This window comes from Qipengyuania sp. B-5 (genome assembly GCF_056857815.1).
In genome coordinates, this window is record NZ_JBSXNU010000046.1 from 1 (window position 1) to 18,832 (window position 18,832).

23 protein-coding genes are annotated in these 18,832 nt (G+C 60.1%); 10 read left to right on the forward strand and 13 right to left on the reverse strand.

Features of this window, described 5'->3' with window-relative positions; all coding sequences use genetic code 11:
• The coding region (locus AC13CE_RS08375; RefSeq protein ID WP_482972140.1) for a phage integrase N-terminal SAM-like domain-containing protein at positions 1–208 on the reverse strand (208 nt) is incomplete at its 3' end.
• A gap of 329 nt (positions 209–537) precedes the next feature.
• Here AC13CE_RS08375 and AC13CE_RS08380 point away from each other — a divergent pair.
• Positions 538–1,353 (forward strand): HNH endonuclease, encoded by an 816-nt coding sequence (locus tag AC13CE_RS08380; protein ID WP_482972141.1) that lies wholly within the window; start codon positions 538–540, stop codon positions 1,351–1,353.
• On the opposite strand, the gene AC13CE_RS08385 is transcribed toward AC13CE_RS08380, so the two are convergent.
• The 11 genes from AC13CE_RS08385 to AC13CE_RS08435 form a co-directional block, all read right to left on the reverse strand.
• The gene (locus tag AC13CE_RS08385; protein WP_482972142.1) at positions 1,328–2,281 is read right to left on the reverse strand and encodes a DNA cytosine methyltransferase; all 954 of its coding nucleotides are present in this window, start codon (positions 2,279–2,281) and stop codon (positions 1,328–1,330) included. The genes AC13CE_RS08380 and AC13CE_RS08385 overlap by 26 nt on opposite strands.
• Before the next feature lie 909 nt (positions 2,282–3,190).
• Positions 3,191–3,598 (reverse strand): hypothetical protein, encoded by a 408-nt coding sequence (locus AC13CE_RS08390; RefSeq protein WP_156492842.1) that lies wholly within the window; start codon positions 3,596–3,598, stop codon positions 3,191–3,193.
• 14 nt (positions 3,599–3,612) lie between these two features.
• Entirely contained in the window at positions 3,613–4,284 is a 672-nt protein-coding gene (locus AC13CE_RS08395; RefSeq protein ID WP_009823986.1) for a DUF2231 domain-containing protein, read from the reverse strand.
• A 91-nt stretch (positions 4,285–4,375) separates the two neighbouring features.
• Entirely contained in the window at positions 4,376–4,510 is a 135-nt protein-coding gene (locus AC13CE_RS08400) for a hypothetical protein (protein ID WP_267900630.1), read from the reverse strand.
• A 4-nt stretch (positions 4,511–4,514) separates the two neighbouring features.
• Positions 4,515–5,246: a PepSY domain-containing protein gene (locus AC13CE_RS08405; RefSeq protein ID WP_009823988.1), complete on the reverse strand. Its 732-nt coding sequence runs from the start codon at positions 5,244–5,246 to the stop codon at positions 4,515–4,517.
• 27 nt (positions 5,247–5,273) lie between these two features.
• Entirely contained in the window at positions 5,274–5,792 is a 519-nt protein-coding gene (locus tag AC13CE_RS08410; RefSeq protein ID WP_009823989.1) for a YybH family protein, read from the reverse strand.
• A 24-nt stretch (positions 5,793–5,816) separates the two neighbouring features.
• Positions 5,817–7,130 carry a copper resistance protein B gene (locus AC13CE_RS08415; RefSeq protein ID WP_066761575.1) on the reverse strand — a complete coding sequence of 438 codons (1,314 nt, stop codon included), beginning with the start codon at positions 7,128–7,130 and terminating at the stop codon, positions 5,817–5,819.
• Positions 7,127–8,935, reverse strand: a complete 1,809-nt coding sequence (locus AC13CE_RS08420; RefSeq protein WP_482972143.1) for a copper resistance system multicopper oxidase — start codon at positions 8,933–8,935, stop codon at positions 7,127–7,129. The genes AC13CE_RS08415 and AC13CE_RS08420 overlap by 4 nt, the downstream gene beginning before the upstream one ends.
• 55 nt (positions 8,936–8,990) lie before the next feature.
• Entirely contained in the window at positions 8,991–9,551 is a 561-nt protein-coding gene (locus AC13CE_RS08425; RefSeq protein WP_482972144.1) for an RNA polymerase sigma factor, read from the reverse strand.
• Between the two features lie 6 nt (positions 9,552–9,557).
• Positions 9,558–9,992: a Spy/CpxP family protein refolding chaperone gene (locus AC13CE_RS08430; RefSeq protein ID WP_008603940.1), complete on the reverse strand. Its 435-nt coding sequence runs from the start codon at positions 9,990–9,992 to the stop codon at positions 9,558–9,560.
• A 3-nt stretch (positions 9,993–9,995) separates the two neighbouring features.
• The gene (locus AC13CE_RS08435) at positions 9,996–10,292 is read right to left on the reverse strand and encodes a hypothetical protein (protein ID WP_066761572.1); all 297 of its coding nucleotides are present in this window, start codon (positions 10,290–10,292) and stop codon (positions 9,996–9,998) included.
• A 133-nt stretch (positions 10,293–10,425) separates the two neighbouring features.
• Between AC13CE_RS08435 and AC13CE_RS08440 the strand changes: the two genes are divergently transcribed.
• From AC13CE_RS08440 to AC13CE_RS08480, 9 genes are all read left to right on the forward strand, one after another.
• Positions 10,426–11,130 carry a class I SAM-dependent methyltransferase gene (locus tag AC13CE_RS08440; protein WP_241554610.1) on the forward strand — a complete coding sequence of 235 codons (705 nt, stop codon included), beginning with the start codon at positions 10,426–10,428 and terminating at the stop codon, positions 11,128–11,130.
• The gene (locus AC13CE_RS08445) at positions 11,127–11,591 is read left to right on the forward strand and encodes a DUF411 domain-containing protein (protein WP_482972145.1); all 465 of its coding nucleotides are present in this window, start codon (positions 11,127–11,129) and stop codon (positions 11,589–11,591) included. The genes AC13CE_RS08440 and AC13CE_RS08445 overlap by 4 nt, the downstream gene beginning before the upstream one ends.
• A 286-nt stretch (positions 11,592–11,877) precedes the next feature.
• Positions 11,878–13,230 (forward strand): APC family permease, encoded by a 1,353-nt coding sequence (locus AC13CE_RS08450; RefSeq protein WP_009823996.1) that lies wholly within the window; start codon positions 11,878–11,880, stop codon positions 13,228–13,230.
• A 130-nt stretch (positions 13,231–13,360) separates the two neighbouring features.
• The gene (locus AC13CE_RS08455; RefSeq protein ID WP_009823997.1) at positions 13,361–14,092 is read left to right on the forward strand and encodes a glutaredoxin family protein; all 732 of its coding nucleotides are present in this window, start codon (positions 13,361–13,363) and stop codon (positions 14,090–14,092) included.
• Positions 14,089–14,505 (forward strand): potassium channel family protein, encoded by a 417-nt coding sequence (locus tag AC13CE_RS08460; RefSeq protein ID WP_008603934.1) that lies wholly within the window; start codon positions 14,089–14,091, stop codon positions 14,503–14,505. Before AC13CE_RS08455 ends, AC13CE_RS08460 begins: the two co-directional genes overlap by 4 nt.
• A gap of 70 nt (positions 14,506–14,575) precedes the next feature.
• Positions 14,576–15,040: a DUF305 domain-containing protein gene (locus tag AC13CE_RS08465; RefSeq protein WP_008603933.1), complete on the forward strand. Its 465-nt coding sequence runs from the start codon at positions 14,576–14,578 to the stop codon at positions 15,038–15,040.
• Positions 15,037–15,525 (forward strand): DUF6692 family protein, encoded by a 489-nt coding sequence (locus AC13CE_RS08470; protein ID WP_222828948.1) that lies wholly within the window; start codon positions 15,037–15,039, stop codon positions 15,523–15,525. Before AC13CE_RS08465 ends, AC13CE_RS08470 begins: the two co-directional genes overlap by 4 nt.
• Positions 15,526–15,633: 108 nt before the next feature.
• A complete protein-coding gene (locus AC13CE_RS08475) occupies positions 15,634–16,338 on the forward strand; it encodes an NAD(P)H-binding protein (protein ID WP_222828947.1) in 705 nt (234 codons plus the stop codon).
• A gap of 43 nt (positions 16,339–16,381) precedes the next feature.
• On the forward strand, positions 16,382–17,734 hold the full coding sequence (locus tag AC13CE_RS08480) for an MBL fold metallo-hydrolase (protein ID WP_119511736.1): 1,353 nt from the start codon (positions 16,382–16,384) through the stop codon (positions 17,732–17,734).
• Positions 17,735–18,423: 689 nt separating this feature from the next.
• Here AC13CE_RS08480 and AC13CE_RS08485 read toward each other — a convergent pair.
• Positions 18,424–18,825 (reverse strand): hypothetical protein, encoded by a 402-nt coding sequence (locus AC13CE_RS08485; RefSeq protein ID WP_482972146.1) that lies wholly within the window; start codon positions 18,823–18,825, stop codon positions 18,424–18,426.
• Positions 18,826–18,832: the final 7 nt, after the last annotated feature.

Sequence of the window (18,832 nt, forward strand, 5' to 3'; positions counted from 1 at the left end):
GAACGCCGGCTTCCTGCTGTTCGATCTGGAAGCGGCGGATATCCTCGGAGGTCGCGGTGTGGGGCGAGCGCCCCAGCCAGGTCGCGAACCGCCCGACATCGCGCAGATAGTTGCGCTGCGTCTCCGGGCTGAACCGGCGCAGGGTCATATCTTCGATCAGCCGCTGGCGCAGCGGGCTGACAGGCCCAATCGGAATAATCTCGTTCATCGTTCGACTCCTCGGTTGAAGGAGCCGGAATGGTCGGCCTTGTTCGATCTACTCGCTACGTTCTTGCTCTGGCGTCACCCGCGCCGCCAGCACCCCTCCCGCGAAGCGGGTTCGTGCAACGGCCCCAAAGTTCCCAGGGCAACTGGGAGATGGACTCCCTTCTAATCAGCAGGGCGCTGGTTCAAAACCAGCACGGCTCACCAAGTTGTTTCTGCCAATTTCATTGCGTTAAGCTGTAATCGCCTCGGCGATTGCGGCTACATGATGTGCCGAATATCGAATAGGCACCGTATCTTGACCGCTCTCTGCGTTGCTGCCAACTCTCTCGAATGACAGGGGAAAGCAGCGACGCCGATATAGATGGCAAACTAAATCACGTCGCCAAGTCGATTTTGAACCTTCTTCGCGCCCATCCGGGCGGCCTCGACATTGACGAAATCAAAGCAAGACTCCCGAGCGGTGCGGACCAGATGCACTTGGACCGTCGGCTCCGTAGCCTGCGCAAATACTACCACGTGCCCGGGCAACATGAGGGTGGCCGCTTCGTCTATCGGCTTGGAGCTCGCAAAAGCACCACGACCGATTCCGGCGCAATCTCTGGGAAGCTCCGAGCGGAGGTCCTGCATTTGGCGAAGGGGCGTTGTCAGATGTGCGGGAAAACGGTCGTTGACGATGCGATCAAGCTACAGATCGATCACAAGGTCCCGCAGGATTGGGGCGGCCTGACCGTCTCGGATAACCTCTGGGCAATCTGTGAGCCCTGCAACAACGGAAAGCGCAATCACTTCCAATCGTTCGATGCCGAGCAAATGTCCGCCATTCTCGCGTTCGATACCGTGCATCAACGTATCGCCCACTTGCTCAAAATGCACATGGGCGAGCCTGTCGGGTCTGATCTAATCGAGTTCGTTGCGAACGCGACCGAACGCCAAGAGGATTGGCAGAAACGCCTTCGCGATCTACGCTATCCAGTCATCGGCCTCCAAATCACATCAAACCGATATAAGACCGAGCAGGGCTTCACTCGCAGCACCTACACGCTGCACAACTGGAGGGACCTTCCCCCGGATCACCAAAAACTGATCCGAGATTGGGAAAAGCCTGCGAAGCGTGATGAACTCAGGCGACGGCTTGGAATTGCCTGACGCCGATTGCTTTCTTTAGCTCTGCGGCCACGGCCGCGGCCACTGGCGGCGGGAAGGCATTGCCGACCTGACGATAGGCGTTCGTCTTCTTACCCGCGATCTTCCACTCTTTCGGAAAACCTTGAATAAGTGCAGCCATCTCGACTGTAAGGCGCGGCATTCCCACGAAATCGGGTTCAGGTGCATGCTCGGCAATCGTTCGACCTTCAACGCCCAACTTAGCCCATGCCTGTCGGGCCCTAGTCGGGCCTAGATCGGGACCACCATGCTTTTTCGAGCCCCCGACAAGAGTGGGAGCGATTTCGTCTGCCCTATCCCGCCAAGACTTTGCGCCTTGCCAGCCGTTCGCAGCCATGAGGTCGTAAAGCGTCTCGCCCACCGTCTTAGGATTGTAGCGTTCGGTGCACGGCCACTCAAAATTGGCCTTATAGCGGTTGGCAATGGCAACGATCACCACCCGTGGGCGTAGCTGCGGCACGCCAAATTCTGACGCGTTCAACAGCCGCCACTCGGTCTCGTAGCCGAGCTTTTTGAGCTGACCCTTGAGGTGGTCACGGTAGTCGCCGAACACAGCGTCTAGGAAGCCGCGTACGTTCTCGATCATCACAGCCTTGGGGCGCACGGCTTCGATGATTTCTAAGGCATCGGGAAACAGGTTTCGCTCGTCATTCGCGCCGAGTTGCTTGCCCGCTTTCGAGAATGGCGGACACGGCAATCCGCCTGCAACCAGTTCGACACCCTTGTATTCTCCTGCCCTCTCTTTGAAGAGGCGCAGGTCGTCCTCTATGACTTTCCACTTGGGACGGTTGAGGCGCAAGGTCTCGCAGCAATGCTTGTCGATTTCAACAAGGGCCTCGTGCTTGAAACCTGCTTTTTCGAGACCGATTGCCTGACCACCGGCACCTGCGCAAAGTTCGAGAGAGTGCATGTCCTAGACCTTCCGTGTTCTCGCTCTGTTCCGTATGCACAAAGCTAGAACAACTCGCAACTAGATATTTCCAGGTCATGGCCTCGTAAACCCGCCCGTCCTGAGTATCCCCGCTTCAGCGGTTCAATAGCCGTCCCTGTTTTGAGCAAAGTTCTCTGAATCACGGAAAGGTCACGGGACCCTAAGCCCACGCCTAGCCGTAAGAGGCCACGCGGACCGCCAACCAAGTTTTAGTGAGGCAGCCCGAGTTAACATCGAGGATCAATCTGGATTCTACGACAGCTTTGGGGCCGCTAGCGGTCAGTCGGCTATTAGTGTTGTTCTCAAGCAGACAAGCCGTTCGGCCAAACTCTCAATCCACGGCAAAAAGCGATCAATCACCAATCGCTAGCAGTTTAGGTCTCCGCCTACGGATCTGCGATTGGCAGCGACTAGCAGCCCTTTTTGGCGGATATCCGTCTATTTCCGCGCTGGTTTTGCGTCTGAGATCGAATGAAATACTCTGCTCGTCGATTGGACGAATGCGGCCGTTCTACTTCGGGCTCAATCCATAGACGCTAAGTGAACCGCTTACCTTCGTCCTCCCAAGCCGACAACGCTCCGGCTTTTCCCGATTCCGACAGATGCGGTTGCTTTCATAATCATCGAGGCGATTTTCTGCGCGCTGCTCACATAGCACAATGCCATGCCGGCAAGCGCCTGGCACGGGGACAGCAAAGCCGGGCAAGCGGAACCCCGCGAGTCGGGTTGGGCTTCACGCGGGGTTCCTGGACGGCCCCTTGGGGGCACCTGCGACCCGCAGGGCTTCGGGGGGAGGCGGGGCCGTCCTTTCCTGGTCTTGCGATGTTCGTTGCGGTTTCCTGCCCAGGGTATCTCCTGAATAGCCGTGTCACCGGGGAACGCGCCCGATCACATGCTGTCCATGTCGTGATCGGCCATCGAGGACATGTCATGGCCCGCATGGGGATCGGCGGGCGGGGTCGCCTCGCTCGCGGGTTGCGTGCGCGTTGCTGGCGCTGCGGGTGTGGCAGTTGCGCGTGATGCGGGCGGGACAGCGCGCCGTGACGCAGGCGTGGCGGCGCCAATTGTCGAAAGAGCGTCCTGACGTGCGGCCGCTGCCTCATTTTCGGAGGGAGAGGTTGCCGGGTCTGCAAGACCCGCCTCGGGTGCCGTGCCAGGCATCACCGCAGTTCCGCCCATAGGCGAAACCTCAGCAGCCGGTGTGCTCTCCTGCGCTTGGTCACAAGCGGCGAGAGCGAACGTCAATGGCGCGGTCGCGAGAAATGCTATCGCGGTGTTCGATTTCAGAATTCGCATGTTATTCAACTCCTTCAGAGCCACGAAACGCCAAGATGGTCCGGTCCGTGCGCGAGCTCGCCGCCAAGGAACCCCTGGATGAGAACGAGTGCCGCCATGGAGAAGATCGACGCGCGCAACCATGCGCGGCTCTGGCTCGGCCTGCTCGCGAGGTATGCCATCGCAATACCGAGAACCGCGATCAGCATACCGGTCCATCGATGGACTTGCATGACAGTATCGCCGCCGAACCACAGACCGGTGTGAATCCATCCGAACAGAACTGCGACGACTGCGCCGATTGCTCCGCCGTAGACGAGTACGCGCACCGCACTTTCCAGGCCCGCTCCTTTCCGGCGCATCACGAACAATTCGGTGGCCGCAGCCATGAAAAACAAGGCGATCGGGAAGTGGATCGTTGCCGGATGCAGCTTTTTCAGTACGGCCATGACGCCGGTTTCGCTCTCATCCGCATGGCCACCGGCCTCGTCATGGGCTGCGCCCGCTTCATCGTGCGCGCCGGAGGACTCGCCAGCATCCGCAGTCTCGCCCATCTGCGCCATGGCCGCCTGGTCGTGCACATCGCCATTGGTGGCAGCAGGCGCGGCGCTCGCCTCTTCGCCATGCTTTTCGTCGCCATGAGCCTGAACGGGTCCGACGAAGAGCAGGCTTGCGGCGAGCAGCGCCAGAAATGAGGGGGCTTTCATGTCTCGTATGTCTCCCGACCCTGCAGTTAAAGTGCGACCTATGTGCCTGATACGCACGGCAGCCGCGTGCCCCTCGCATTAATTTGATAGTTCAGCGCGACTGAAGTGCGCCCGGGTGGTCACGCTTGCTGGCGGCATCATCGCGATCGTCGAACGCATTCGGCTCCTGGCCGCGTTCGGCCTGGCGAACGAGGGTAAGGCGTTCGCCCACGCGAATAAGCCCCATGGGCTCAGGCGAGCTTGCTCTTCTTTGCGCGGCGGCGCAGCCTCGGCATCCGGTTCGCCAGCAGGACGAAACCCGACAGGGCTATGATCGTGCCGCCAATGCCGAACAGCAGCAGCCACCAACTGTTGATGCGGTCGCGCTCGGTCCAGTCCATGATGTGGAGGCCCCAGATGAAATCGAACAGGCGCCATGTATCGCTGCGCGCCGCCCCGAGCGTGCCGCTGGCGGCATCGATGTAGATGCGCGTCGAAGCCTCGTCAGCATAGGTGACCTGCCAGGCCGGAAAAGGGCCGCGAAACTCGGTTCCGATGGGGTCATCGACGATCCGTGCGGCCTCGATGGTCGTGCGCGGCCCGGTCCATGCGCGCAAGGCGATGGATTTTGCCGTTGCCGCCGAGATGGGGGAGAGTTTACGCCCAGTCACCGGATCGTGGAGGCTCACGCTACCGTCAACCTTGCGGACCTCGGTCACGGCATCGCCGTCGAGCGAACGTGTCGTTACCGCTGCAAGAGTACCGTCGTTTGCGACCCAGGCCGGGAGCGGGGCATCGGCGGGCAGCGCCTCTTGTTCACGCGAAACGACATGTTCGGAGCGAACTTCTTCCAGGTCGAGAAACGACATGAGGGCGCCGGTTCCCATCCACAAGAGAACCTGGACACCGACGAAAATCGCCAGCCATTTGTGGATCTTGCTGCCGAGCACATGCAGGCGCAGCTTCAGCGACGGCGTTGCCAACCGGTGCTACCTCTTCGAAAGCCGTAATCAGTTGCGCGGCGCGCGCGACGAGGAATGGTACTGGACGATTCTCCACCCGTCCGCATCGTGAGCAAGCACCGATGTCGCCACGCCGTCGCGCTCGATCACCCGGCCATCGCTAAGTTCGATGCGATAGCCATACGTCTCATAGGCATGGGCCATGTGCCCCATCCGGGTGACGGTCAGCGTGGGGTCGGTAAAGGTGAAGCTCACAATCGCGTCGAGCTCGGGGCCGAGATGGTGCTCCATGTAATTGGCAAAGCTTCCTTCGGCCTTGCCATTCTCGAAGATCGCCGAGTCCTCGGCGAAGAGCGCGCGCATTGCCTGCGCGTCGCGCGCTTCAAGAGCGGTGCGATAGGCCTTGAGGGTTTCTTCAGCGCCCGCGACATCGTCCGCCGAAGCGTCCATCGCGTGCATCTGATGGTTCGCATGGGAAGAGTGGTCCATCTGCTGCGCGAAGGCTGGCAGCGGTATCAGCGTGGCAACAAGCGCAGTCGCCGCGATGCGTGTCAAAGTCTTGGTCATGGAAGTTCTATCCTTTTTGAGATTTCAGAACCAGAATCGCACACCGACGACATAATTGGTGACGCTCGGATCCTCTCCGGCGGCCCGCGCAAAATCCGCGCTGTCGCCGATGCGCCATTCCTGCGAAACGCCGACATAGGGCGCGAATTCGCGTGCGAACTCGTAGCGAAGACGCAGACCTGCCTCGATCCGGTCGAGGCCAGCGCCAATGCCGAGTTCGGGAATATCCTGAGCGGAAAGTGCGATTTCGGCACGCGGTTGAAGGATCAGCCGCTGCGTGATGCGCTGGTCGAGTTCGCCCTCAAAACGCGCCGTCACATCGCCCTTGGTGGAGACGAAGGCCGCGGCATCGACCTCGAACTGGTAAGGCGCGATCCCTTGGATACCGATAACCGCGTGCGTGCGTTCCGGACCGGTCAGGTCCTGGCGAACACCCGCCTGGAAATCGAAGAAGGGCGCAATGGCGCGGCTCCAGAGCGCCTGGACCTCGGCGCCTTCTATGGGTTCGCCGAAGCTGCCCTCACCCTCGGACTTGAACCAGAATTTGTCGATGTCGCCGCCATAATATCCCTGGATGTCCCACAGATATCCATCCTTCCCCTCGCGGGCGCGGTACTCGAGCCGGTCGCCCTGAAACCAGAAGCGCATTCCTCCGTCGGTCTCGCGGACAAGCTCGCGGCGCGCTTCGTTCATGGCTTCCTCGCCCCAGATGGCGACCGCCGCGCGCGCTGGGCCGCTCCCTGCTTCTGGAGGAGGCGGCAGCAGCGGGATATCATCGTCCGAGCCCATCTGCATCGCCGAATGGTCCATGCCCTGCCTGTCCTGCGAAGGCGTCTCCCCATGGTTCATCTGGCTGTGATCCATCTGCCCATGGTCCATCGACGAACTGGCCTCCGCCTGACCCATCTCGCCGTGATTCATCTGCGAATGATCCATCGCGCCTTCGGCGGGCTTGCCCTGCGGCATCGAGCCGTGATCCATTCCTTCATGACTTTCGGGCGATGCCTGTGGACGGGCAGCGTCCACAGGCATTGTCATGCCAGAATGGCCATCCTGAGCGGTCATCGCACCATGATCCATGGTTGAGTGATCCATCTGCGAGCGGTCCATGGCGGCTTCAGGTTGAGCAGCCGGTTCGCATGCTCCATCTGCAACCGGATGCCCCATCGCGCGATGGCGCTCGGCTTCTTCCTCGCACTTCGTCTTCGCGTCAGCCTGCGCCTCGGCGCTTTGCTGCGGCTCCGCCGGCGAATGACCGGCATGCTGCGCCGCCGCGGGGGAGGCGAGAACTGAGCCGGCTGCGACCGATGCGAGCAGGCTGACAATACGAATTTTCATGCTTCGCTCCCGTCGGGATTGGCGACCGTGACGATCTGAAACATCCCGGCATGCATGTGGTAGAGAAGGTGACAGTGGAAGGCCCAGTCGCCCGGCTCGTCCGCCGTCAAATCGAACTGCGCGCTGCCACCCGGCTGCAGGTTTACCGTGTGCTTGAGCGGTTGACGATCGGCCGGCGCGCCATTGACCAGCTCGAAGAAATGACCGTGCAAGTGAATGGGGTGCGCCATCATCGTGTCGTTGACGAGCTTCACGCGCACGCGCTCGTTATAGGCGAAACGGATCGGCTCGTCTGAGACGGCGGAGAACTTCTTGCCGTCGAACGACCACATGTAGCGCTCCATATTGCCGGTCAGATGAATTTCCATTCGCCGGGACGGCGTGCGGCCCTCGCGGTGTGGAGTCAGAGCGCGCAGCTTGCGATAGTCGAGCGTACGATGCGGCACATCGGCGAGACCGATGCCGGGATCGCCCATGCGGTCGACCGGGTTCATCGAGACCATGTCGAGGCCGGGCCCGACCTTAACATCGGGCGGCAGAAGCGAGGTGTCGCGCATCTGCATGCCCGACATGCCGGCCATGCCTGCCATCTCGGATTGGCCGGACGAACCATGATCCATCCCCGCCATGTCGCCGCCACTTCCGTGGTCCATGCCCGACATGCCGGCATCGCTAGACGAGCCGTGATCCATGCCGCTCATGCCCATATCGGCCATGGTCAACAGTGGCGGATCGCGCAGCGGCGGAATGGCGGCGCGCGCGCCGGGCGTGCTCGCCAGCGTGGCAATACCCATGCCCGAGCGGTCCATCGACTCCGCGACCAGCGTGTAGGCTTGTTGCGCGCCCGGCGTCACGACGACGTCATAGGTCTCGGCCACACCGATCTGGAACTCGTCGACCTCAACCGGCTCGACGTTCTGCCCGTCCGCCTGAACGATGGTCATCGGCAGGCCGGGAATGCGAATATTGAAGAAGGTCATGGCGCCGGCATTGATGAAGCGCAGCCGCACGCGTTCGCCCGGGCGGAAGAGGTATTCCAGATTGTCGAGCGGGCCGTGGCCATTCAGAAGGTAGGTATAAGCCGCGCTCGAAACATCGAGGATGTCGGTCGGCATCATGCGCATTTTCGCCCACATCCGGCGGTCCTCGCCCGAAAGCGGGTAATCGTCGGTCCAGGTGTTCTGGTTGTAGTTGAAGTAGCCTTCGCCCTTCTTGAGCTTGTCGAAAATGGTGTGGGGCGACATTTCGCTGAATTCGCTCAGCACCACGATATATTCGCGGTCGGCCTGAACCGGATCGGGTCCGGCGGGGTCGACCACGATCGCGCCGTAATGCCCGGCCTGTTCCTGCAGGCCGCTATGCGAGTGCCACCAGTAGGTACCCGACTGGCGAACCGGAAATTCGGCGGTGAAGGTCTCTCCCGGTTTGACGCCGGGAAAGCTCACGCCAGGCACTCCATCGAGCTGAAACGGCACGAGCAGACCGTGCCAGTGGATCGAGGTATCTTCCTCGAGCTGGTTATGGACATTGAGCCGGACGGTCGTGCCTTCCTGCAATCGCAACAGCGGACCGGGGATCGTGCCATTGACGGCGATCGCGCCGCCGCGCCTGTTGCCGGTCGCGAAGGCCGATCGGGCAACGGTGAGGTCGATATTGGGGCCGGATACCTCGTCCAGCCCCTTGCGGGCGTTACCTGCGAGGATGTCCGCGCCGCGTGCCCAGGCAGGCATCGCCCCGGCAAGGCCGAGCAGACCCATTCCTCCTGCTCCGGCTCCGAGAAACTTGCGTCGATTGACGGCGATCATAAAGGGCTCCTGACGTGGCGTTTACCGTTACTTACGCGCGCGCCCACCCAACCCCTCAAAGTTTTTCGAAGCGCTCCTTCAGCCTGTTGCGCGCGCGGTATACGCGGGTTTCGATCGCCTTTTCGGTCGTTCCGAGAAGATCGGCCGCCTCGGCCTGGCTACGCCCCTCGATGGTCACGAGCACGAGGGCTTCGCGCAGCCTTACGGGCATTCGTGCGATCTCGGCCTGAACGAGATTGAGCTCTTCCCTGGAAACGGCCAACGCTTCAGGACCCGGCAAATCGTCGGCGATGGAATGGAGTCCGTCATCACCCGACAGTCCGAAAAAGCCCGCGACCTTGCGCCTGCGCAAACGGTCCCGGCAGCGGTTGAGGGCGACGGTTGTCAGATAGGGTCCGATCGGCTTGTCCGGATCGAGCCGATGGCGCGTCAGCCACACCGAAGCGAGGCTGTCCTGAACAACGTCCTCGGCCTGAGAAGGAGAGGAAAGCATGCGTGTCGCAAGCGCGAGAAGCCGACCGGTTTCATGCTCGACGAGTTGGCTGAAAGCCCGCTTGTTTCCAGCCCTCGCCTGCGAAACAAGGGCCTCATCCGGATTGTCGCCCGCCCCCGACATGGCGCTTCAGTCGCGCGGGTCGCGGGTCAGGGCGTCGGAGACCTTGCGGTCGAACTGGCGTTGCTGCTCGGGTTCGAGAATTTCACGCATGTCGAAGACATGGCGCACTGTTGCCTTCTGCAGATCGCCCATGCGTGCATGCACCTCGTCGATCGCGGCCGAGACCTCGGGGCCGTATTCATGCTCGTTTTCCATCGCCTGGGCGAGCCGGGCATTGGCTGCGCGCGCCGATCCTTCGAGCCGTGCCCTTTCGACAGCGAAACGGGCCTCGAGCGCATCGAGACGCTGCTCCTGGTCGGCCGTCAGGGTGAGCTCGTCGTGCACGAAATCGTGGAGGCCGGAGCCGGCCTCGTGATTGGCCCAGCGATCCGCGGCAATCGCGCCGAGGCATCCTGCAAGTGCTGCGAGAAGCACCGCGAGAACGATATGCGTCGTCTTCAAACCCTATTGCTCCACATGGAGGAGCGCCGATGGGGACAGCTGTTCGCCGAGGATAAGACCCTCGCCAAATGACGCGGAAGACGTGCCATAGCCGCCGGGCCAACCGCTCGTTCCGGCGCCAGCTCCAAGCCCGACGACGAACAGACCGACGAAAAGGGCCGTCCGGCGGCGTCGGTCGGCGATTTCGCCAAGCTGTCCGGCGCGCTGCCAAACGCCATCCATGAAGTCGGCTGGGACCTCGTTGGCGGCGGTGGTGGAAAGCGTTCCGAGCACCGCATCAAGAGAGTGATTGTCACGCATCCGAAAAACTCCTGTGGGTTGCACGTGTCCTATACGCGCTCGCCTGCACAATCCCTTAAACTTCTTTTTTTGAGGGAATGTCCAGCGCCATACGTAACCGAGACGGGTCTGTCAGAATCGGGTCGAACCCGGGATGAATGGGAACCAGCTCGTGAACAATATCACCGCACCTGAAGATCACGGCGAATTTACGCCTCTTCTTGGCAAGAGCTTTCTGACGCCCCTTTACGACCGGGCGATCGGTCTGTTCACCCGCGAACATCTCTGGCGACAAAGGATTGTCGAAGAACTGCACCTTGTCCCCGGCGACCGGGTGATCGATGTTGGCAGCGGAACCGGCACTCTTCTCAAGGCTTTGATGACGGATTGTCCGGAAGCGGGTCTGATCGGTGTCGAACCCGACCAGGAGGCGCTCGCGCTTGCGCGGCGCAAGTTTGGCGCGGGAGCCGATCTCGTGAAATGGCACAATGGCTTTCTCGAAAGCCTCGAGCTGCCCGCAGGGTGGCGGCCGAACAAGATCGTCAGCAGCCTCGTCCTTCACCAGGTTCCCTTGCGCAAGAAGCAGGCAATCCTGGAAACCATCGAAAGCTTGCTCGTGCCAGGCGGAACCGTCTTGATCGCCGATTATATGAAGCAGGATAGCCCACTCATGCGGAGCCTCTTCCGGGCGACCGTCCAGTCGCTTGACGGCGTAAGCGACACGCAGCCCAGCGCCGACGGCGAGGTCGAAAAACTATTCGCCGAAATCTTCACCGAGCCATGCCTGCTCCACCGGTTCCCGACGGTGACCGGGACGATCTCGCTATGGCGCGGATACAAGAAAGGAATTGCACAATGATCTGGAAAAAGCCTGCCCTGTTCCGGCGATCGATTAGCGGCGCGGCCTTGCTCGTGCTGGCAGCCTGTTCGAACGTGGCACAGGCAGCGACCTATACGATGTTCCGGGATCCAGGATGTGGGTGCTGTCTCAACTGGGCAGGCCATGTCGAAGACGGGATGAACACGAAGGTGGCATCGGTCGACAGCAACGACATGGCGGCGATCAAGACCGCGCGGGGCGTACCCCATGAGTTATGGTCATGCCATACGATGGAGGTCGATGGATACATCATCGAAGGTCACGTGCCTGCAGAAGCCGTCGCCAAGCTTTTGCGCGAACGGCCCGCCGGCGTTGCCGGCCTCGCGGTTCCGGGAATGCCTCTGGGATCGCCCGGCATGGAGGCCGGAAACCGGATCCAGCCTTACGACGTCATCGCCTTTGGCCCAACCGGACAGAGCGTCTTCGCGTCCTTTCCGTAAGGGGGTGAAGCCACTCCATGCGTCGGCATGAAAGGTTGCAGGCGATGAGGACTAATTGCGGGAAGCGACACAGAAGCCTGTCGAACTTCTCGCCGGGTCCGGGCTGGCTGCCCCCACAGTCCCGGACCCTTCCAATTTGTATGATTGCAGCACGCACGAAATAGGAGAAATGCGATAGTCAAAAGCTCGGTCAGAAATGCTGGATCTTTTTAAGGGGTGAACCTCTGCCCAACGTACTGCTTGTCGTGATGCTTCTCGGACGGGATGACATAGACAGGGGAAAGACTTGCAGACAGATGGCGACGATCAACATAGCGAGAATGCGGGCTCGATAACGTTGCTGGGCGGTGTCGCGATGGGGACCGGCGTCATGATTGGCGCAGGTATCTTCGCACTGACCGGCCAGATTGCCGAACTGGCTGGACCGTTATTTCCGCTTTCTTTCATAGTCGGCGCGCTGGTTACCTCGCTTGCCGCCTACAGCTACATCAAGATGTCGAACCGCTGGCCCTCCTCTGGCGGCATCGCGATGATCCTTCAGAAGGCTTACGGACCGGGCGTCGTTGCAGCATCGGCATCGCTCCTGATGGCGCTGTCGATGGTCATCAACGAAAGCCTGGTCGCTCGGACCTTCGCGACCTATGCCTTGCGGCCCTTTGGGCTCGAAAGCAGCGGCATTCTGGTCTCCGTCGCGGCACTGGCCCTCATCGTTTTCGCCTATTTCGTGAATGCTGCCGGCAACAAATCGGTCAGCGGGTTTTCGCTCATTATGTCGGCAATCAAGATCGGCGGCATCGCCCTGTTCGCAATTGCGGCGATCTGGGCCACCGGATTTTCAGGCGGTGCCTTCGCAGAGCCGGTCGCGCTTTCGGGCCTCGACGCGTTGCTCGCTTCGGTCGCTTTCTCGATCCTCGCTTTCAAGGGTTTCACCACCATCACCAACAGCGGCGGCGAAATCATCGATCCGCATCGGAATGTCGGCAGAACCATTATCATTTCGATCGCAGTATGCGTGGTCGTCTACCTTCTCGTCGCGGTGGCGGTCGGCGCCAGCCTCAGCACTTCAGAAATAGCCGAGGCGCGCGATTACTCTCTTGCGGCAGCTGCGCGCCCCGCGCTCGGAGAGCTTGGCTTCTATTTCACAGTCGCAATCGCGATCGCAGCCACGACCTCGGGTGTCATCGCCAGTGTTTTCGCCGTTTCGCGAATGCTGACGATGCTGACCGAGATGAAGATGATCCCGCATAGCCATTTCGGCATGAGCGGACCGATCCGCAGTCACATGCTGGTCTATACCGTAGTGATTGCCGGCACGCTCGCGGTCCTGTTCGATCTGTCGCGGATCGCTTCGCTCGGAGCATTTTTCTATCTCGTAATGGACATGCTTGTGCATTGGGGCGTGCTGCGCGGTTTGCGGGAAGAGATCGGTGCGCGTGCCTGGGTGCTATGGTCGGCACTCGTGGCGGACAGCGTAGTCCTGACAGCTTTTGCCTTCGCCAAGCTCAAAACCGACCCTGCGGTCGTCGCCTATGCGGTCGCAGGCATTGCCGCCGTTTTCATCGCCGAATGGTTCTATTTGTCCAGGCGTTCGCAAGCGATGGACTCCGCTTCAGAAAGACCGGCGGAAGAGAGGCGGTGACCCCGTTAGTAGAACACGAGCGCAAAGGCAGCGACCAAAAGCCGACGAGGATCGAGGCGCCAAGTTCGCGGATCAAAAGAAATTCAAGACGGAGCATATCGTGACGACTAAAACTGCCACCGTTTACCGAATGGTCATGCCGGACCACGTTTGTCCGTATGGATTGAAAACGGTCGATTTGCTCAAACGCGAAGGTTTCGAGGTGGACGACCACCATTTGAAAACGCGCGAGGAGACCGATGCGTTCAAAGAGCAGCATGGGGTAGAAACCACCCCCCAAACCTTCATCGGCGGGAAGCGCATCGGAGGTTACGACGATGTCCGTGAGCATGTCGGCAAGAAAAGAACGCAAGCCGGTGATGACGAGACCAGCTACCAGCCCGTCATTGCCATTTTCGGCGTCGCTTTCCTCCTGGGTCTGGCAATTAGCTGGTACGTTTTCGACACGATTTTCACGGTGGAAGCGGTCGAATGGTTTGTCAGCCTATCGATGGCCTTGCTCGCGATCCAGAAGTTGCAGGACGTGCGCAGCTTCTCGACCATGTTCCTCAACTACGATCTGCTGGCGCGACGCTGGGTACGATATGGATTTCTATATCCGTTCGGTGAGGGTTTGGCTGGAATATTAATGGTCGCGCACGCGCTTCCGATCGTCTCGGTTCCGGTATCGCTGTTCATAGGGACGGTCGGCGCGGTCAGCGTGTTCAAGGCGGTCTACATCGACAAGCGCGAGTTGAAATGCGCTTGCGTCGGCGGAAGCAGCAACGTGCCGCTCGGCTTCGTATCGTTGACCGAGAACCTGTTCATGATCGGTATGGGTCTTTGGATGGGTGCCAAGGCCCTGGGTTGGGTCTCGCTATGATTTGGGCACTGCTTCTCGGTTTCGCGCTGTTCGCGATCTCTCTCTACTTCCACATGTTGATGCTGCGCGGGGCGAAAGCCGTTTCTCCGCCAGGCAAGGACCCACGCCATTTCCGGCTGCTTGCAGGCTCCAGCCTCGTTCTTCTCAGCCATCTGGTCATCGCCGGCATATTCGCGGGCGGAATGTATCTCGCTTCCGTCTGGGGCCTTGGCGGGCTCGAGAAGGACGTCATCAACAGCTGGATGGATTATTACTACTTCGCGCTGATCACGATCTCGACGGTCGGTCTCGGCGATATTCTGCCCGCCGGGCACATGCGCGCCATTTCCGGCATCGCCGCCCTTACCGGGTTCCTGATGATCAGTTGCACCGCCCAATATGTCTATCAAACCATGAGCGAAAAGGAGAATTGATATGGCTGAAGCTAGGCACGATGCACAAGAAAAAGGTGGAGGGGGCGGCAACTACTGGCGGTTCATGGCAATGGTATCGACCTCGACCGTGATCATGTTCTTCCTGATGTATGCCAACAGCTTCGACATGGACGACGTTTTCTGGAGCGAGACGCGCTTCTGGATGATGTTCGTCATGGGCGCGATGATGATGGTGGTCATGCTTCTCTTCATGTGGGGCATGTACAAGGACCGGACCAAGAACTTCATCATCTTGGGTGTCGGAGCCGTCGTCTTCGCGCTCGCGCTATGGCTCGTACGCAGCCAGACCACGGTGGACGATACCGAATACATGGCCGCGATGATCCCGCACCACTCGATCGCGATCATGACCAGCGAGAGAGCGAGCCTGAAGGATCCGCGGGTTCGCGAACTCGCGCAGGCCATCATCGTCGCGCAGCGGCGCGAGATCGCCGAGATGAAATATCTCATCCAGGACATCGAGGAAAACGGTCCGCGCACCGAAGAACGCCTGCCCGAGGAGATGCAGCAATGAACAAGATCGCAATCCTGACGCTTGCAGCCCTCCCTCTGGCGGCCTGCAACACCAATACCGCGGTCGGCAATGATCGCGAAGCACAGCTCGATCCCCCGGCAACTGCGGCGCCGATAGAGAGTGCTGCGAGCGCTCTTGCCAACCTCAGCCCGGGCCTCATGCTGCCCGAGACCATGAGCGACGCGGACCTCGCCACGCTGGGAGCCGAGAACACGTGTCAGTTTCGCCTGACTGAGGTCGCGTTTCCGTCGTTCGTCTACGACAACAGCGGTGGCGGCGCGATCAAGATCAACGGCAAGCTGATCCCTGTCACAGCAAGCGCCTCGGGTGAGTATGCGGATGGTGAGCTTCGTATCCGCACGCGCCTTCTCGATGACGAAGGAGACGCGGGCCTGCAGATGCAGGAACTCATCGTCGCCGGCCCCCGGATGAAGGACGAGTTCGGGTTCTGGGGGTACACGACCTGCGGCAACAGCGAGGCGTGAACACGAGCGAGCGGGCGCCAGCGTGCGTCGGTGCCCGCTCCATGATCATGATTGGCCCGGCACGCGCGGCCGAATTTATAATGAGGTGCTACAGTGGAAGCTGAGCCTGTGAGCGATGCAGCCCCCCTTGCGGTCTTCGGTGCCGGAGGAAAGACCGGCACGGAAATACTGCGCCATGCGGTTCACAAGGGCATCGAAGTTCGAGCGTTCGAGCACACCTTGCCCGAACCATCGGACCGGGTCGACAACGTCGAGTACCTCCAGTGCGATGTACTCAATGACGACTTCAGCAGCGAGCTCGAAGGTTGCCGTGCTGTTATTTCCGCACTCGGTATAGGATTTAGCCCATCCACGGCGATCGATCCGCCTCCGCTTTACACGGAGGGAACCCGCAGGCTTGTGGAAGCGATGTCGGCGACCGGCATTTCCCGGATCGTCGTGATATCGGCGGCGTTCGTAGAGCCGCAGCCCAGCGTTCCTGCATGGTTCGAGCTCACAGCAAGACCAGCCTTGCACAATATTCTCGAACAGATGCGCGCCATGGAAGATCTTCTGGAGCGCGCGAAAGGCCTGAAATGGACGGCTGCGCGACCGGGCTGGCTCCTCGACGAACCCTATACGGGTGAAGCCGTCATTACCGACGAGCGCCTTGCCCAAGATTGCTTTCGCTGCAGGCACGCCGACCTCGCGGCAGCGATGCTCGAATTCGTCTGCGAGAACACCTGGGTCAACGCCAAGCCCGCCATCGCGCGTCCAGAAGCAGACCGCTTCGAGAACGTCTCGGCGCTCAAGGCCGAACTCGGGATCGACTAGATCGATGCGGACTTGCGGAAACATTCCAACAACGAGGTAAGATATGCTGCTTGAGAAGATAAAGACCCCCGGCCTTTCGCACCTTTCCTATCTGATCGGTTCGCAGGGCAAGGCAGCGGTCATCGATCCGCGCCGCGACTGCGAGATATATCTCGAGCGAGCCCGCGCCGAAGGACTGGAGATCACGCATATCTTCGAAACGCACAGGAATGAGGATCTCATCACGGGATCGCCGGTACTGGCCAAAATGACCGGCGCCCGGGTTCTGCACGGTCCAAACCCTGCGGATGAGGTTGTGTTCGCCGACACCGCGCGAGAGGGCGATGTTTTCGAGATCGGTAAGATCAGGGTCGAAGTGCTCGAAACCCCCGGTCACACCGACGATCATCTCGCCTTCGTCTTTCACGACGACGATTATCCCGAAGGACCGGTCGGCGTGTTCACCGGCGATGCGCTCTTCGTGGGCGACGTCGGCCGAACCGATTTCTATCCCGAGCGCGCGCGGGAGGTCGCGGGCCTCCTGTACGATTCATTGCAAAAGATTTGCGCTCTGGGTGACCAGACAATCATATACCCGGCGCACGGTGCCGGATCAGTTTGCGGGTCCGAAATGGCAGACCGGGAATTCTCGACAATCGGCCATGAGCGGCGCAACAACCCGCGGCTGCGCATTGCTGACCGCGACGAGTTCATCAAGGCGAAGGTAGAAGAGCATCATTACCAGCCACCTTATTTTCGGCTAATGGAGCGGCTCAATCTCGAAGGGGCCAATGCCGCGCCGCGAGTCATGCGGCCAAGGCTTCTGGGGCTGGAAGACCTCGGCGAGAGCGGCGCCGATCACCTGGTCGATGTACGCGAGCCGCTCGCCTATGCCGCCGGTCATATGCAGGGTGCCGTGTGCCTTCCAGTGGGAATGATACCCGCCTTTGCCGGGTGGTTCATCAGCGAAGGCGACACGATAGCCCTAATCGCTTCCGAAGAAGACGAGCTCGCTCAAGCTATGGCGCATTTGGTGCGCATTGGTCTCGATAATATTGTCGGCGGTTATGTCGGCGTGATCCCAGCCGCTGCACAGGGCAAAGCGATGCAAAGTATTGCCATGATCGACACCGAGGAAGTCGCACGCAGGCTCGCTGAGGACAGCGAAGATTGGACCTTGCTCGACGTGCGCGCCCTTGACGAACGGCAGCAAGGCAGCATCGATGAATCCGAACATGTCTATGTCGGCGAGCTCAACACCCGCTGGAAAGAGCTCGATCGCGACCGTCATTACACTTTGATGTGCGCCAGCGGCATGAGGGCGAGCGTAGCAGCGGGCTGGCTCGCAAGCCAAGGCTTCAAACACCTCGACGTCTATCTGGGCTCCATGGGCGCATGGACAAACGCGCAGGGCTAAAAAGCCGGAAAACCTCGAAAATGGCCAACCCGCGATCCCTTCAGGGCCGTGCGCGAAAGCTGTTTGGCCTACCGGAAGACACGCTGGTCTATCCTGCGCTTGATTGTGCAGGGGGGCGCGTCTCGACGATCATACAGGCAGGCAAACGCAACCCCCGCTTGAATGGCGATGTCTCACTTTTTCGAATTCCAGCAGATCAGGGCCGTGCTGGACCTGCCCTACCTTGAAAAAATCGACGTGGCCGTGCCTACCAATCTGAAATGCGGAAATTGCTCTGAAGATGCTGTCGAGCGACTGCACGAGCTCGGCGGGAAATCACCGCAGGGATAGGTTGGATTGCCTTGGCCGCCGCGGAGCCATGTGCGGGCTATTGCGCGCTATCCGCATTCCCAATCATTTGATCGAACCGGGGAGGCTATCATCAGAACCACATCGGGATGACAATCGAATTGGAGTCCTTCGGGATTGGGGGGCTTTTTTGAACCTGTCGCAATTAAGACCGCTTTGTTTTCGCTCGATTCCGAAGATGCTTCCCCTCGAACATTGCCAAGGCGCATTTGTCTGTAGGACGTTGCGCGCAGAAGATCGTCTGAACCCTCATTGTCCGGTGGCGCTTTATAGGCCCCCGCAAAGTTTCGCTATCGCGGTAAAAGGAGCCAGTCCGAGTGTCGTTCTCTCAGAACCTCGGATTACATAAATGCTTTCATGAAAGTTGGCTCGAAATAACCCCAGGCGGCCGCGATGAAGCTCATCACGGTTGCAACCAGGAGCATAATTATCTGACGGTTCTTGAGCCATTTAACTGCGGCCTGGGAGTGGCAATGACTCGTGTGCCGATGTTTGCGCAGAACAATGAGCCAACTAGCCGCCACCGCAATCATCGAAAATGCGGTCATTGGCCAATGGAGCGAACCCAGAGGCGCCAAAACACTGCTCAGGCTCGCACTCAGCCCGGCGGCAACCAGCACCATCGGTAGAATGCAGCAAGAGCAAGCTGCCAAAACAGCAGCCGAACTGCTTATGATGCTAACAACGGTCGTCTTGCCGTCGTGCAAAGGTAGTGGTTCGACAGCATGAGTCGGTTTGGCCATCAAGCGA